This window comes from Sphingobacterium sp. GVS05A, from assembly GCF_019969845.1.
GTDB lineage: Bacteria > Bacteroidota > Bacteroidia > Sphingobacteriales > Sphingobacteriaceae > Sphingobacterium.
Genome location: NZ_JAHXYR010000008.1, coordinates 36192 through 51075, shown reverse-complemented (window position 1 = coordinate 51075; position 14884 = coordinate 36192). Strand labels below are relative to the sequence as shown.

Annotated in this window: 12 protein-coding genes and 3 tRNA genes; 8 read left to right on the top strand and 7 right to left on the bottom strand. The window is 40.5% G+C overall.

Annotated elements, in window-relative coordinates:
• Nucleotides 1-56: 56 nt before the first annotated feature.
• From LC454_RS19110 to LC454_RS19090, 5 genes are all read right to left on the bottom strand, one after another.
• Nucleotides 57-266 (bottom strand): hypothetical protein, encoded by a 210-nt coding sequence (locus LC454_RS19110; protein ID WP_223584019.1) that lies wholly within the window; start codon nucleotides 264-266, stop codon nucleotides 57-59.
• A gap of 9 nt (nucleotides 267-275) precedes the next feature.
• A complete protein-coding gene (locus tag LC454_RS19105; protein ID WP_223584018.1) occupies nucleotides 276-2729 on the bottom strand; it encodes a PIG-L family deacetylase in 2454 nt (817 codons plus the stop codon).
• A 392-nt stretch (nucleotides 2730-3121) separates the two neighbouring features.
• Nucleotides 3122-3376, bottom strand: coding sequence for a DUF6952 family protein (locus LC454_RS19100; protein ID WP_172392505.1), 255 nt, complete (start codon nucleotides 3374-3376; stop codon nucleotides 3122-3124).
• Nucleotides 3357-3671 (bottom strand): thioredoxin family protein, encoded by a 315-nt coding sequence (locus LC454_RS19095; RefSeq protein WP_223584017.1) that lies wholly within the window; start codon nucleotides 3669-3671, stop codon nucleotides 3357-3359. Before LC454_RS19095 ends, LC454_RS19100 begins: the two co-directional genes overlap by 20 nt.
• Nucleotides 3672-3756: 85 nt before the next feature.
• Complete coding sequence (locus LC454_RS19090; RefSeq protein ID WP_120261326.1) at nucleotides 3757-4389, bottom strand: peroxiredoxin; 633 nt, start codon at nucleotides 4387-4389, stop codon at nucleotides 3757-3759.
• A 287-nt stretch (nucleotides 4390-4676) separates the two neighbouring features.
• On the opposite strand from LC454_RS19090, the gene LC454_RS19085 reads away from it, so the two are divergent.
• The 3 genes from LC454_RS19085 to LC454_RS19075 all read left to right on the top strand — a co-directional run bounded on the left by LC454_RS19085 (nucleotide 4677) and on the right by LC454_RS19075 (nucleotide 6190).
• Nucleotides 4677-4757 (top strand) — tRNA-Tyr (locus LC454_RS19085).
• A 242-nt stretch (nucleotides 4758-4999) separates the two neighbouring features.
• Nucleotides 5000-5071, top strand: a tRNA-Arg gene (locus LC454_RS19080).
• 384 nt (nucleotides 5072-5455) lie between these two features.
• The gene (locus LC454_RS19075) at nucleotides 5456-6190 is read left to right on the top strand and encodes a phosphatase PAP2 family protein (protein WP_223584016.1); all 735 of its coding nucleotides are present in this window, start codon (nucleotides 5456-5458) and stop codon (nucleotides 6188-6190) included.
• Between the two features lie 160 nt (nucleotides 6191-6350).
• Here LC454_RS19075 and LC454_RS19070 read toward each other — a convergent pair whose 3' ends face one another.
• Nucleotides 6351-7538: an MFS transporter gene (locus LC454_RS19070; RefSeq protein ID WP_223584015.1), complete on the bottom strand. Its 1188-nt coding sequence runs from the start codon at nucleotides 7536-7538 to the stop codon at nucleotides 6351-6353.
• A gap of 519 nt (nucleotides 7539-8057) precedes the next feature.
• On the opposite strand from LC454_RS19070, the gene LC454_RS19065 reads away from it, so the two are divergent.
• From LC454_RS19065 to LC454_RS19055, 4 genes are all read left to right on the top strand, one after another.
• Nucleotides 8058-11243 carry a S41 family peptidase gene (locus LC454_RS19065; protein WP_223584014.1) on the top strand — a complete coding sequence of 1062 codons (3186 nt, stop codon included), beginning with the start codon at nucleotides 8058-8060 and terminating at the stop codon, nucleotides 11241-11243.
• Nucleotides 11244-11526: 283 nt separating this feature from the next.
• Entirely contained in the window at nucleotides 11527-12297 is a 771-nt protein-coding gene (locus tag LC454_RS19060) for a hypothetical protein (RefSeq protein ID WP_223584013.1), read from the top strand.
• Between the two features lie 118 nt (nucleotides 12298-12415).
• Nucleotides 12416-12547, top strand: coding sequence for a hypothetical protein (locus LC454_RS26460; protein WP_262903109.1), 132 nt, complete (start codon nucleotides 12416-12418; stop codon nucleotides 12545-12547).
• Between the two features lie 58 nt (nucleotides 12548-12605).
• Nucleotides 12606-12678: transfer RNA gene (locus LC454_RS19055), tRNA-Lys, on the top strand.
• Between the two features lie 125 nt (nucleotides 12679-12803).
• On the opposite strand, the gene LC454_RS19050 is transcribed toward LC454_RS19055, so the two are convergent.
• Nucleotides 12804-14048, bottom strand: a complete 1245-nt coding sequence (locus tag LC454_RS19050; RefSeq protein WP_223584012.1) for a hypothetical protein — start codon at nucleotides 14046-14048, stop codon at nucleotides 12804-12806.
• Nucleotides 14049-14266: 218 nt separating this feature from the next.
• On the opposite strand from LC454_RS19050, the gene LC454_RS19045 reads away from it, so the two are divergent.
• On the top strand, nucleotides 14267-14830 hold the full coding sequence (locus tag LC454_RS19045) for a hypothetical protein (protein WP_223584011.1): 564 nt from the start codon (nucleotides 14267-14269) through the stop codon (nucleotides 14828-14830).
• Nucleotides 14831-14884 lie beyond the last annotated feature (54 nt).

Below are 14884 nucleotides of genomic sequence, written 5' to 3'. Positions count from 1 at the left end.
AAATAGCCAGATAACGACCATCCAATAGTAGCGTTTCCAGCTATTCATCCTGTATTTTATCTGTCTGAAGGCTTTTGAGGATAGATAACACTGTTAAAAAACGCAGCGATAATCAATCCAATAACCGCGCCGCCAATGATGCTTAAAAATGTCTCATTTGCAGCGAAGCCAATTAATGCACCAAATACTACAGCGACTAAAAGGATGATCCCTTTTGCTTTGCCAGCATCTATCGTTGTGCAGTTGTTGTTAATCTGATTTTCCATTGTGATATTTTATTTTGATTTTGATAACAAATTTACAAATAATCTGTAAGCTCCGGGAATTCCTGCAGGTAATTGTCTAAAAAAAGATAGCGATGTATAGACAAATTTTCCTTTCCCGTAGTCCGTAATCAGTAATGAACCCTTATGCAAAGGCTCACCGGGATCCTGTATGGCGATTGGTGTACGGTATCTCTTGTCGATATTTTCAGCGAAATACAATCCCCTCTCCTGTACCCAATTGTCAAAGTCTGCTTTTGTAATTTTATTGGGATAATTGAAAACCGGATCTTTTTCGTCAAAATGAACATCGGCAAGTTCATCGGTAACCCGACTCCTTCCAAGACTAAAAGCATAGGGGCCAAAATTTTTCGAAACCAAGCCATTGCTTACGTTGTATTGCTCGACCACAGTTCCGCCGTTATTGACATAATCCAATAGTCTATTTTGGATTTGTGCGATATCTTTATTGACATTAAAGATCCTCACACCTAAGATGACTGCATCATAGCCTGAGAGATCACTTTTTAATAGCTGTTCGCTTGTTAGCACGTCCACTTTGATGCCAATTGCACTAAGCGATTCCGGAATCAGATCTCCAGCGCCATGGATATACGCTACTTTTTTTACCTCATTGCTTAGATTGATATTGCTCATTTTTATAGCAACATCAGGGAAATAGACAATCTCAGGAATATGGTTATAAGCTATTGTTTTTATCTCTTTTAGTCTATCCTTTTGATTGACTTGAAAAAGCAGTGTATCAATGGATGAAACAGTCGCATCTAAGGGGCTTATAGTGATCTCTTTGGAGAGATTGCTGACACCAGAGGCAAACTGGAGGTCAAATGAAGCTGGAGATATTTCCCAGCCTTTTGCTCCAATAGTCTTTACATTAAATGATTGTGCCGGATCCTGTCCATTTTTTTGGAACAACAGGTTTACTTTGACAGATTGGGCATTTTGAGTCAAAGCCAATGGACTTGAACTCTTTGCTGTGAGCTGTGGAAGGACAACTATCGGATTATAGATTTCGCCACGAACGGGGTCGGTATATTTATATTGTATATTCTGGTCAAATGCGATTGCAGTACCATTGATCAATAATTCAAAGCGTACTTTTGGATTATTGGGGTTTTCGGGATAACCGGTGAGATTGAAGTCACTGACATTGAATTTTCCTTTGGCGTGAGGTTCATTTAGCCAATAAGGCTGTGTTGAATTTGTTGAACTAACAGCAATAGCATCTTTTAAAAGAAGATTGTTGACAAGGTTTTTATGGATCTCTTTGCCGTTTAGCTTAGCCAATTGTACGATAACATCTGGACGTCTTGCAATAATGGCGTTGTCGACGTTGATCTTATCACCTATCGCATATTCAGGATTTTTTGCGATACTTTCAAACCAAATTCCAGCACAGGCTAAGATTAATTTCTCTACCTCCTTTTTCTTTTCGTTTTTCCAGTACACATCATTGATCTGATCCAGGGCTTTATAAAGCTGGATCAGATCGGGCAAAGCCGATTCAGGTTTGTCCATTTGGTAGTTCTGATTGACTTTTGCGATCAGTGACTGTACTGTTCCGCTATTTGCGACCCTTTTCCAAGAAGTATCTATTCCTTCCAGTGGAGACGCTTTTGCTGGAGTACCATCGACATATTCAAAATACTCGATGGATGAACCACGTTGAGCGGCAGATCCGAAGCCTTGACTTTTGTGGGAGGAACGGCTATGCGCAGCAATTTCACCGTAGGAAGCACCTATCAGCGCATTATAGTTTCCGATATCCACCTTTAGCTGATCTTCGCTTGTGTTGTCCTGTCCCCCGAAATTAAATGTATTCCAAAGGAGACGTTTCGCCTGCCAGGGTTGTACGTATTGAAGCTGCTCTGGAAACTGTTTGGGATCAGCTGCGGCTTTGAAAGCTTCATGTGCCAACATCGCTGAGGCCTGGTGGTGACCATGTCCGCCCCTGGCATCGGGGGGGAACCTTGTTATGATGACATCAGGTCTGAATTTGCGGATCAACCATACTGCCTCGGCGAGCACCCGTTGTTTGTCCCAGAAGGCAAACGTTTCTTCGGGCGTTTTGGAAAATCCAAAATCATAGGCTGAGGAGAAAAATTGTTCCCCTTTGTCGATCTTTCGCGCGGCGAGAAGTTCCTGCGTACGGATCAGTCCCAGTTCGATGCCCTGTTCGGTACCGATAAGATTTTGTCCCCCGTCGCCACGGGTCAGGGATAAGTAACCCGTTCTATATTTTTTCTCCTGGGCGAGCCAAGCGATCAGACGGGTGTTTTCGTCGTCCGGATGTGCTGCAAAGTACAGGACAGAGCCTAAAACATTCAGTTTTTCTAGGTTAAGCTTAATCTCAGCGGCATTCCACTGCGGATTTTGTGCTTGTACAGTCGATTTTGACAGCATACTAGCCAATAGAATAATGACGGAAAGAAAGGGTTTTCGCATGCTTAAAGATAAAGATTTCATCCAAAACAGCATCGTTGTACATTGTAATTTTAATGTATATTGTTCGCCATAAAGTAGGTGAAACCCTGCGAAAATAAAGGAGTTAACTTTAAATACGTACAAAAACAAAAAACGGAAATTCCAACCAAGTTGAAATTTCCGTTTAACAATTAAAATATTTTTTCCTGAAACGAATTTTTAGAGAATAGTTATTTTGTCGCTTCGCTCCAAGTGGCAACCTTTAACATAGTAAATATATGTAGAAAATATTTAGTTCTGTCAGATTCCTTCAATAAGTTTTCCACATTGCTAAATTTTGTCAACAATTTAGCTTTTGGAAAACTAAAAATATGAAAAGAAAGTTTCACTTCAAGGTGTTTAATCAAACAAGATTATTTGTCGATTGCTCCTAAAACACGTTTCATGAACATATTTAAGGCATCTTTTTTTGTATTGCCTTCTTTTATCAATTTATCAACCTCTACTGCTCCGTATAGGTTAGAAATTAATTCACCGATAACGTCGAGTTCCTCATCTTTCAATGGAGCTTCGGTAAGAGCTTCCAAAGTCTCGATGGTCTCCAATACATAGTCGACATCATTCTGTTCGATGAATTCTGTAAGATGTTTAATTACCGGCAGCTTCATTGAATAATTCTACTAATGCGTCCAACTTATTTGTTTGTACTTGATTCACCAATTTACCGTTTTTAAATGCAGCAAATGTAGGTAGGTTATTGACGTTCGCCAATTTGCGTGATTCAGGGAATTTCTCTGCATCAGCGATGATAAAAGGAACACTCTCATTTTCGCCAGACAATTTCTTGAATTTTGGTTTCATGATTTTGCAATTACCACACCAGGTAGCAGCATACTGAACCATCACAATATCGTTATTGTTTACAATTTCTTGTAAATTATCGTTTTCTAATTCTTGTAACATGATTTTATTATTAAGGTGATTGATGGAGAAATCAACAGGAGCCGGGATAAAGACCCCCGTTGATAAGACCTAGGGTCTTTTATTGTTAGTGTTTAGCTAAATAGTCAGCTACACCTTTTCTGTCTGCATTCATTGCATCTTTACCTTCTTCCCAGTTCGCAGGACATACTTCGCCAAATTTTTGTACGTGAGCGTAAGCGTCGATCAAGCGTAAATATTCTTTTACGTTACGGCCCAAAGGCATATCGTTTACAGACTCGTGAAATACACGGCCAGTTTCGTCGATCAAATAAGTAGCTCTGTAAGTAACAGCAGATCCTTGTGCTAATGTACCGTACTCAGGATGTTCAACTTCTTGAACGTCCAAGATACCCAATACGCTAGATAAGTTGCGGTTAGTATCAGCTAAAATAGGATATTCAACACCCTCGATACCGCCATTATCTTTTGCCGTGTTTAACCAAGCAAAGTGAACTTCGTTTGTGTCGCAAGAAGCACCGATTAAGATTGTGTTACGTTTTTCAAATTCAGCAGCAGCCTCTTGGAAAGCATGTAATTCTGTAGGACATACAAAAGTGAAATCTTTTGGGTACCAAAATAAAATTACTTTTTTACCTTCTTTAACCGCTTTTTCGAAAATGTTGATCTGCAAATTGTCGCCTAAATAATCGATTGCATCTACCGTAATGCTTGGAAAACTTTTACCTGTGAAACTCATAATATATCTTTCTTTTTTTGTTGACACAAAGATAAGGCAACTCCGATCAAAAAGCGAATTGATTTTACCAATACACTATCATCAAAATCTATTATGACTAGAATATAACAATAAGTTTTTATTATATTAATATATCGCTGATGATGTGTTTATATGGGATTTGGGATGTTTCGAAAAAATAAAACAATTCATACTGGGGTAGTTACAGATTAATGCATCAAAATAGTTGCACAAGTGCTGCGCAAAACCTACTTTTGCGACGTTCTATTTCAAAATAGCGCAATGCTGGAGGGGTTCCAGAGCGGTCAAATGGGACGGACTGTAAATCCGTTGCTTCGGCTTCGAAGGTTCGAATCCTTCTCCCTCCACATTTTTTCCTTTATAAAATTCACTTTAAACTTTCCTGTCAAATAGATGAGTACATTGCACCGATTGCAATCCGTCTCCATTATCCGGTGTATACTGTTATGCAGTTGTAGTTAAGGCGTTGTTGAGCATCATTATCGAGCTATTTTTTTCTTAATAATGGAGGACTACAAAAAATATATAGCGGATTTTCATGTAGCTATTGACTTATTTATAAAATAAACCTAAGTTTGGCTTTTGAAAAGGCCCCGTAGTTCAACGGATAGAATAGATGTTTCCTAAACATTTGATAGCAGTTCGATTCTGCTCGGGGCTACATAAGAAGAAGTGGTATTATTGGTGTCATTTTTCAATTGCAGGAGAAATACTATAAAAGGTATTTCTCCTGTTTTATTTTTATACATAATCATCTTTGCTGTTTTGTATAAGTCTTCTGTCGGATGTATAGTCCGTTCATTTTTAAAATAAAATATACAATTTGAATTTTTTGAGATAAAATCTAATTGCTGTACATTAAAAAGGATATATATCTTTTAGTGTTGATCATCAATAAATTTATTATGTCATTAATTCTGTAACATTTCAAGACTTTTGTCATAATATTTTCATGATTGGTAAAAATTGTGTTAATTTAAATTTTATTACAAATTAATGACTTGCTAATATTCGGGAGCTAAATTTGTTTGATAAAACCTGTGAAATGATAAAAGTGATTCAGAATCAATTTAAAAGAATATATAAGACAAGTCCGGCCTTCTTTATTACTTTTTGTATATGGGTGATACTGATTATCACTCTCCTGCTTTTGGTAACCAAAAAAGAATCATTTCAATTTATTAATAGTCATCATGCCCTATGGGCGGATATCCTCATGACGGTGAACACATTCGTTGGAGATGGGATCTTTATTATTGCGCTCGCGGTTCTGTGCTGTTTTTTTAGGAAATGGAATTACGCCAAGGGTATTTTTGGAACTTATGTTTTTTCTGGCTTGGTTTGCTGTGTTTTGAAAAGTATATTTCACGCGGAGCGCCCGGCAGCGATGTTTAAAGGAGATCCAACATTCCATGTTGTCTCCTGGTTACCTGTCGCCTACGCAAATTCATTTCCCTCGGGACATACAACTTCTGCATTTGCTATGGCAGCTACTGTTGCCATCATTTCCAAAGACAAAAGAATAGGCCTATTCTGTTTTATTCTAGCAGCGTTAACAGGCTATTCCAGAATCTATTTGGGACAGCATTTCCTTGAAGATGTTGCGTTTGGATCACTATTGGGTGTGGGAGCTACCTGTATTTATTTTATTTTCATGCCGATGATTTCATTTAATAAACGTCCGGTATCCAACTTTAAATTCCCTCAAACCAAACTAATAGGAACAGTCCTTCCGGTTATGATAAACAGAAATAGTTCAAAGCAAGAACGAAGACCATAGCGAACATGGTTAAGCAGGAATTTGGCTGCCTTTCCTTAAATAACGATAATCTTCCAGCCATGGCAAACACGGCTAAGCCGAGGCGGACGAAAATATGCCGGGAACGGTGGTCAAACAAAGCTGGACGTACTAAAAATACCCATGTAGGGCGAATTCGCTGCTAATTGGACTGCGTTTCCTTAAATAGGGATAGCCTTCCAACCATGCCAACCATGAGTAAACCGAAGCAGGCGAATACACCGTAAGAATAACGAAGGCTAAAGACCTCCGCGATATAACCGATCAGCGGCGGCCCCATTAAAAAACCAAGATAGCTAATGCTGGAAACCATGGCCAATGCCACGCCCGATGGGACATTTTTGTTTTGGCCAGCGATACTATAGATAGACGGTACATTACAGGCGACACCGATCCCCACAAGCATAAAAGCAAGGGTGCATACAATAAATTGAGGAAAAACGACCGAGGTTATCATGCCCACAAACATCAAGATTCCACTATATTGTAAGGTTCTTTTGCGTCCCAGTTTGCGAATCACGCCATCACCCACAAAGCGGCCGATAGCCATCATGATCATAAAAGAGGCATAGCCCACGACAACGAATTTTTCGGGAGCGTGTACAATTTCCTTAAAGTATACCCCGCTCCAGTCAAACATGGCTCCTTCGGTTGCCATACTGAAAAAGCCAATGATGCCCAGTTGCAAAAGGCTTCCCTCCGGTTTGGAAAAGAAACTCCGCTTTTCTTTCTGCGGCGATTTTCCCGGAACCAGATACCGCTGATTAATCAATGTATTGGCAGTGACGAAAGCCAATATGATCAAGAAATGGGGTAGCGTATCCAGGCCAAGGTTCATGGTCAGCAGTCCAACGAGTGCTCCTGTAAAACCTGCGATACTCCAAGCACCATGGAAAGAAGTCATAATGGACTTTTTATAGATCTGCTCTGTAGCTACTCCCTGAGTATTGACCGAAATATTGCACATATTACCTGTGACACCAAAAAGAAATAGAATAGCCCCCAGTTGCCAGGCATTTTGAGCAAAGGCGATGGAGCAGAGGACTAATGCATAAGCAATCGGTACGATACGCAGGACTTTGGCGCTGCCATATTTTGTAACCAGCTTACCGGAAAGAGCCATTGTCACCAGTTGTCCCACAGGAAGCATCAATAGGATTGTTCCCAGTTGTCCTTCGCTCAAATGGAGGCGTTCCTTGATGACAGGGATGCGACTAGCCCAAGATGCAAAAGCGATACCCTGACAAAAAAAGAAAAGTGATACTGCAATCCGTATGCGATTGCGCTTATTGTAAAGTTCTTCTTCTGAGAGAGTTAACGTTGCGTCCATAGTATTTGATTTGAGCGTGCAAAGTTACGGATAAGTATTTCATTTTACGACAGGATCAATAAAGAAATTTGGCGACCCAGTCTCAACAGAAAAAAGATCGTTAAGCTGAGCGAGCGTGTAATCGGTAATTAAAATAAGGCGATAATTGTCTTTATAATTAACGCTAATTATCTTCTTCTGCTTTGCTTTCTGTGCAGGAACGTTGCGATAATTATCTTCGCTTATTTGTTGAGATAAATTAGTTTTATTTAAGTGGCTTATTATCAGTGTTCTGTGTATTGCCTGTGCCTGATTCGACCTTGCTTATTGCGACTATAGTCAGATACCAGATGTTGAAGGCATCTCCCCTATTTTATATTAAATATACGAAGATGTTCAAACAAGACCTATTAACATCGGGTTAAATTCAATAAAAATGTAAAATTCGCAATACTTCCATGATTTTTCAATAAGCTATTCTATTTTTGTTAAAGGCAAACAATTATTAGCCTCCTAGATATAATGATAAAAAAACTGCTTTTGAGTGCAGTTCTGGCCTATGGTGGAACTGCTTATGTTGTTGCGCAACAACCGACATTCTTGTCTCATCCCGCGTTAACGCCCGATGGGAAGGAGATGGTATTCAGTTATGAAGGTGATCTTTGGAAAGTAGCAAGCCAAGGTGGGGTTGCTGTCCGGCTTACCGGTATGGAAGGTAATGAGATCAATCCCCGAATCTCTCCAGATGGCAAATGGTTAGCATTCTCGGCCAATCAAAACGGGAATATGGATGTCTATGTCATGCCCTTAGCGGGTGGTGACATCCGTCAATTGACCGCGCATGATGCTTCGGATGAAGTGGATAGCTGGAGCTGGGACAGTAAAACACTCTATTTTACTTCGACACGTTATAATCGTATGGGAGGTTACCAGGTTTCAGTAGATGGTGGTACGGCAACACGCCTATTTCCACATTTTTTCAATTATATCAGCGGGATCGTTTCTACACCATCGGGAGAGCTCCTGTTCAACGATAGCTGGGAAGGATATAGTTCGGCAAACCGCAAGCGCTATAAAGGAGCATTCAACCCAGATATCCGCTCCTATAATCCCAAAACAAAAGCCTTTCAACAATATACTGACTATGTCGGAAAAGACCTATGGCCTACGATAGACCAAAAAGGAACGATATATTACGTTTCGGATGAAAACAACGGCGAATACAACCTGTATCAGCTCAACGGTAAGGCCAAAACAGCGTTGACAAGTTTCCCTGAATCCATTAAAAGACCCTTTGTGTCAGCAAATGGCGATAAGATTGTATTTGAAAAGGGGTATCAGCTCTATATTTATGAGGTCAATGGAAAGAAAACGGTACAACCCAATATTGCTTTAAACCGCAATCAGGTCCTCGGCAAGCTAAAGGAATTCAATATTTCGGGTAGTATCAGTAATTTCGATGTCTCGCCAGATGGCAAAAAAATAGCTTTTGTATCCCGAGGAGAGCTTTTTGTTTCTGATAGCGAGGGTAAGTTTGTCCGTCAGATGTCCGGACAGGGAGAGCGCGTCATGGAGGTCAAATGGCTTAAGGATAGCAAAACCTTACTCTATAGCCAGACATTCCAGGGCTATCAAAATTGGTGTTCCCGCACTGCGGATGGAAAAGGTGAAGTGAAACAGCTGACCCAAGATCTTCGCAACAACCGTGACATTACCTTTAATGCTGACCGTACCAAAGCAGTGTACCTAAGCGGCCGTGATGAGGTACGTACATTGGATCTAGGTAGTCTCAAGAGTCAGACCGTAGTCAAAGACGAAATCTGGGGATTCCAAAATTCTTCGCCCTCATTTTCTCCAGACGGCAATTATTTGTTATTTACCGCAATGCGTAATTTTGAGCAGGACATCTTTGTCCATAACCTCAAAAGTGGACAAACGACCAACCTGACCAATACCGGTGTCTCCGAGACCAGCCCTTATTGGTCGCCAGACGGTAAGTATATTTATTTTGCAAGTAATAGAACAAAGCCCTCCTACCCTACCGGAATGCAAAATTCGAGCATCTTCCGTATGGCGCTGACCAATTTTGACGAACCTTATCGCAGTACAAAGTTTGATGAATTATTTGCTCAGCCGACAGTAAAAAAAGATTCGGTCGCAAATAAGCCGACAGCGCCTAAAAAAGAAAACGATGCCAAAGATAAGAGCAAGACCAATGCGGATAAGAATAAACGGGCAGCCCCTAGTCCAGAACCAAAGAAAACGGTCTTGGTACAGCTTGATCTTGAGGGTTTGCGGGATCGTATTGAGCAGGTCAGCCCTGCATTTGGGACACAATATAGCCCTTTGGTGATCCAAAAGGCAGACAAGACCTATGTCTTCTATGGGTCTGACCATGAGGGCAAATTCAGCGCCTACCGTACCGTATATGAACCATTCACCGCCCCAAAAACTGAAAAAGTCATCGAAGGTGGCATGGGGCTGGTGCAGGAATCGGCAGGCAAGTACTTTGTGCTTAACCGTGGTGTCATACAGAAATATAGCCTGGAAGGAAACAAGCTCGATGCAATAACCATGAGCTATAAATTTAATAAGGATCTGGAGAAAGAGTTTAACCAGATGTTTTATGAGACCTGGGCCAATCTGGAAGAGAATTTTTATGACAGCAATTTCCATGGGGTAGACTGGACGGCAACCAAAAAGAAATACGAAAAATATCTGCCGGGTATCAATGATCGGAATGACTTGCGTATTCTCCTGAATGATATGCTAGGTGAGCTTAACTCATCACACTTGGGCTTCAGTTCAATGGGAGCTGAAGAGCGTAAACCATTCGGCTTTGTTACCAACGAAATCGGCGTGGAATATGATAGCCAAAACCCTTATAAAATCAGTCGCATTGTGGCCAATGGACCAGCTGCAAAGAAAGAGGTGGATATCAAAGATGGCGATGTGCTGGTTGCAGTCAATGGTGTTAAATTGAATACTACGGCAGACCGGGACAGCTATTTTACCTGGCCATCATTAGAAGAGGAAATTCAGCTGACTTTGAACCGTAATGGAAAAGAGGTTCAAACAAATGTACGACCAACTTCCAGTACAGCTTTTAGGGAATTGATTTACGATGAATGGATCAAGGATAACCGCAGCCGTGTGGACAAACTGAGTGACAATAAGATCGCCTATTCGCACATGAAGAATATGTCGGGAGGCGAATTGCAACGTTTTCTCATCGATATGGCCGAGCAGGAAAATAACAAGCAAGGGATCATCTTAGACTTACGTTATAATACCGGTGGAAATGTGCATGATGAGGTATTGCGCTTTTTGTCGCAGCGCCCTTACCTACAATGGCAATACCGTGGAGGGAAGCGCGCGCCGCAAAGTAATTTTGCACCTGCATCCAAACCGATCGTGCTGTTGATTAATGAGCAATCGCTGAGTGATGCGGAGATGACCGCAGCGGGGTTCAAAGCCCTGAAACTGGGTAAAATTATCGGTAATGAAACCTACCGCTGGATCATCTTTACCTCAGGTAAAGCATTGGTCGATGGCTCTTTCTACCGCTTACCTTCCTGGGGATGTTATACTCTGGACGGTCAGGATCTGGAGCAGACAGGTGTCGCACCGGATATTTTTGTGAAAAATACAGTGCAGGACCGTATGGAAAATAAAGATCCACAGCTAGAGCGTGCAGTGAAGGAAATCTTAGCTGATCTTAAATAGTGCGGTAACATGAATAAATGGCTACAACCTGGAGTGGGATCCCCTCCAGCTGTAGCAGGACTATGTCGAAAGGCGATTTCGAAAAATAGCTTCCAAAGTTTATTTGAAAGCGGTAATATATATTGTGAACAGGCTGTGTCCGACCTTTTTCCGGATGCAGCCTGTTTTTTATTTTTACTTGTATTCCCCTATTCTCTCTTTACAGCTATTTAAAATTATTTTATTCCGCCCCTGTGGAATCTTGAATTTTTGTGCATCCCTTACCAAACATAAAGACATAGACATGGAAAAGATCATATTACAAGTAAAAGAATCCTGCACAGCAGATTGGGGTAAAATGACAGCAAAGGAACAGGGACGCTTTTGTGGCAAGTGTGAAAAGGTAGTCGTTGATTTCTCGGAGATGAGCGATCAGGAAATTGTAGATCAGATCAAAAAATCCAGTAAAGGGCTTTGTGGCCGATTTTATGAAGATCAGCTGCTTCGTGAACTGGATGCCAGTGTTTCCATTGCAAAAAATCCGCTATGGCGCAATCGATGGAGTGGTATTGCTGCAGGATTGATGTTGATCGGTTCATTGAGCTTCCATACTGCGCAGGCACAGACTCAGAAGGCCTTCACAACGGGAGAAGTGGCTGTGATGCAATCAAAAGGAACAAGTAAATCTAATGGAAAAAAAATAAATTCAAACCTTCGAGGTAACAACAGGCAAGTATCATCAAATCAGGATAGCAGTAAAGTAAAGATTGCTGGAAAAATTGTCTGCGCTTCTGGTGGGGACAGCATGATGGGTACCAATGTGACGATCGGGAATTACCATACGCAAGCTGATGAAAAAGGTAATTTTGAACTCTGGGTGCCACAATCGCTTCTGAACAAGAATCAGGAACTTCGGGCAGAAATGATCGGTTATCGAACTGTCATCATCCCATTGAAAAAGGGAGCTAAAACAGCTATAAAAAAAACGATTGAGATGGAGGTTAGGCCGATGATTATGGGAAAGATAGCTGCCCCTATGAAGTATGTGGACATTCCCACGATGAATAAATATTAGTGTATGCCGATTTCTACCTCCATCTGTTTACGAAAATTTTAAACCCGTCAATATTGTTTCTGTAGATGATGATCAGCAGGCTTTTTTGGAAGCTTAGCAGGAAATATCTGGTACATATATGTCGAATTTAGACTTTGCGGAGCAGGTTTTTGACAGTTATCAGATGTTATATGAATTTGTAGAACCGATGTATGAACGCACATCCAAGGCGATCGAAGCAATGGCGCAAAAAATGAAAGGCAAAGAATAAAAAATTTATTTTATACTTGACTTTCTCTTTGGTGAATCTTACATTTGACTTATCGAATGACTTCGTAGCTCAGTTGGTAGAGCAACAGACTCTTAATCTGTGGGTCCTGAGTTCGAGCCTCAGCGGGGTCACTTTCAGAAAAGCCGTTTTATGTAAGTAGGACGGCTTTTTCGTTCCATAAGATCCAATAGAATCAAGACAAGAAGTGCAATTCACTTGCAACCGTCATCTTAAATAAAGAATATTTGGTTAAGCTCTAATGGGGTAATATAGCTGTATCACGGATATCAAATGATTTGATAAGCCCAGACCCCTGAAAGGAAACTCGGACACCAACAATCTTCCCGATTCCAGTAGGAAATAATCCCTGATATGCGAGTTTGTCATTCAGTTCTATCTTAATTTTTCCCGATTTAGATACGCATTTGACTGATACAAGTGAAGATAAGTCTACTCCAAAAGCAGATAGATTGTTGGAGGTACCGTCCAATAATTGTTCTCCAACCCACAATTGGAGTTCGCCGACACAGCCCGGTTTGGAAAGTGGAATCATAATTATTCCATCCGTTCCTAAGAGTGTTATTCCGCTTTGTTGGCAAGGAGCATTAAGTTGTCGATATGTATTCTGAATGGCCAGGGATAGAGTGAAATTTTTACTGTCGATATTCCATCTCTTGGAAACCTGTGTTAATACAAATTCTGGTATCTCGGAATTATAGTTTCCAATGTTTTGTGGTATATCCTGTTGTTTCAGCCCCTTCCAGTCTCCATGATCAATCATTTCCTTGGGGAGATACATTGGGATAGGTTCCTTCGTTATGAAGCCCATCCAATCTTCGGATTCTATAAAAATATCATGCTCTTTAACAATAGAGTCATTGAGGACCAATTTTGCCCGGTAATATCCCGGACGGTAATAGGTACTGGCGTGTTCATGACGGTTTTTATCGACTTTTATCCTTCTTTTTGAATCCCAGTTTTGTTGAATAAAGACACTGTCTGCATTGGAATGGCTTGCATCGTACTCGAATATGACAGTATTAGGTACCCCTGTCGTCACAGGTTTACTACTAAAGCTGATTTTACGATAGGATAATTCATTCGTTGATTTTCCTTGAAATTTATTGACCCCTATCAGAAATCCTGTTAAGATTAACAGGATAAGACAGGCATATACTATTTTAGCATGAGGTCTTCTCTTGAGCTCCTCTTTATTGTTTTGATCAGCGATGGGGATGGAAGATGTCAGCGAGCGCCAATTAGAGAATCCCGAAAATTTGGCTAAAGCATCTAATGTGCTTAAATTGGGATTGCTATTGTATTGTACCTTTCCCCAGATTCTTTTGAGGGTGCTTGTACTTAGGACAACATTGGTTTCCTTATAAATCAATTCACTCAGGTTATCAAAATCCTGTGATTGCCAACCTGAGCTACTTCCCCACATGACTTTTTCTTCGATGAGCTCTTTGCATTTGTTGATATGGTGTTGATTTTCAGTCATATTTAATCACGATTAAACTTGCACAGATTTGAACAAGTTATGAATTCAGGATATATCCATTGGGAACTATCTTTATCAAAGTATATTTTGCAATGCCTAATATAAACATCAAATCTTTTAACATAATGATTAAATTTAAAATTACATCCTGCTTGTGTTTACTCTTTTCTTTGCTGTCTATAGTATCAGGACAGGAGTCCATAAAAACAAACTTATCTTTGGATAATTTATATCCGGTCAACAGGACCGTGACCGTAGAAAAGGACAGTACAGGAACACCTGTAGTCCATATTAATGGTCGGCCCAATGCTGGTATCGCATGGATAAAAGATAGTTCTTTTAAAAATGGTTATATCGAATTCGATGTCAGAGGAAAAGACCTGTTGCAACAGAGTTTTGTGGGGATAGCATTTCACGGAGTTAATGATACAACTTATGAAGCCGTATATTTCCGGCCATTTAATTTTTATGCAAAGGATCCGATAAGGAAAAAACATGCGGTGCAGTATATCGCGCTACCAAAAAATGATTGGCCCTATCTGAGAAAGCAGTTCCCTGATAAATACGAAGCGCCTATAACATCTGTGGTGGACCCGAACGATTGGTTTCATGTAAAGCTCCTTGTAATCGGACAAACGATCAAAATTTATTTTAATTCGGATATTACCCCAGTACTTGAGGTTCAATCCTTACATGGAAAATCCGATGGAAAAGTGGGATTTTGGACAGGACATACATCGGATGGGGGCTTTAAAAACCTAACGATTACGGCTAAAAATTAAAAACAGGAAGCTGTTGACAAAAGAGCTACTCCCATAAAAACTACATGTCTGTTA

Bases quoted from the DNA above. Each gene is read 5' to 3' on its own strand.
- LC454_RS19090 (WP_120261326.1), bottom strand. From the start codon at position 4,389: ATGAGTTTCACAGGTAAAAGTTTTCCAAGCATTACGGTAGATGCAATC.
- LC454_RS19100 (WP_172392505.1), bottom strand. From the start codon at position 3,376: ATGAAGCTGCCGGTAATTAAACATCTTACAGAATTCATCGAACAGAAT.
- LC454_RS26460 (WP_262903109.1), top strand. From the start codon at position 12,416: ATGTCGAATTTAGACTTTGCGGAGCAGGTTTTTGACAGTTATCAGATG.
- LC454_RS19110 (WP_223584019.1), bottom strand. From the start codon at position 266: ATGGAAAATCAGATTAACAACAACTGCACAACGATAGATGCTGGCAAA.
- LC454_RS19075 (WP_223584016.1), top strand. From the start codon at position 5,456: ATGATAAAAGTGATTCAGAATCAATTTAAAAGAATATATAAGACAAGT.
- LC454_RS19070 (WP_223584015.1), bottom strand. From the start codon at position 7,538: ATGGACGCAACGTTAACTCTCTCAGAAGAAGAACTTTACAATAAGCGC.
- LC454_RS19050 (WP_223584012.1), bottom strand. From the start codon at position 14,048: ATGACTGAAAATCAACACCATATCAACAAATGCAAAGAGCTCATCGAA.
- LC454_RS19105 (WP_223584018.1), bottom strand. From the start codon at position 2,729: ATGCGAAAACCCTTTCTTTCCGTCATTATTCTATTGGCTAGTATGCTG.
- LC454_RS19095 (WP_223584017.1), bottom strand. From the start codon at position 3,671: ATGTTACAAGAATTAGAAAACGATAATTTACAAGAAATTGTAAACAAT.
- LC454_RS19060 (WP_223584013.1), top strand. From the start codon at position 11,527: ATGGAAAAGATCATATTACAAGTAAAAGAATCCTGCACAGCAGATTGG.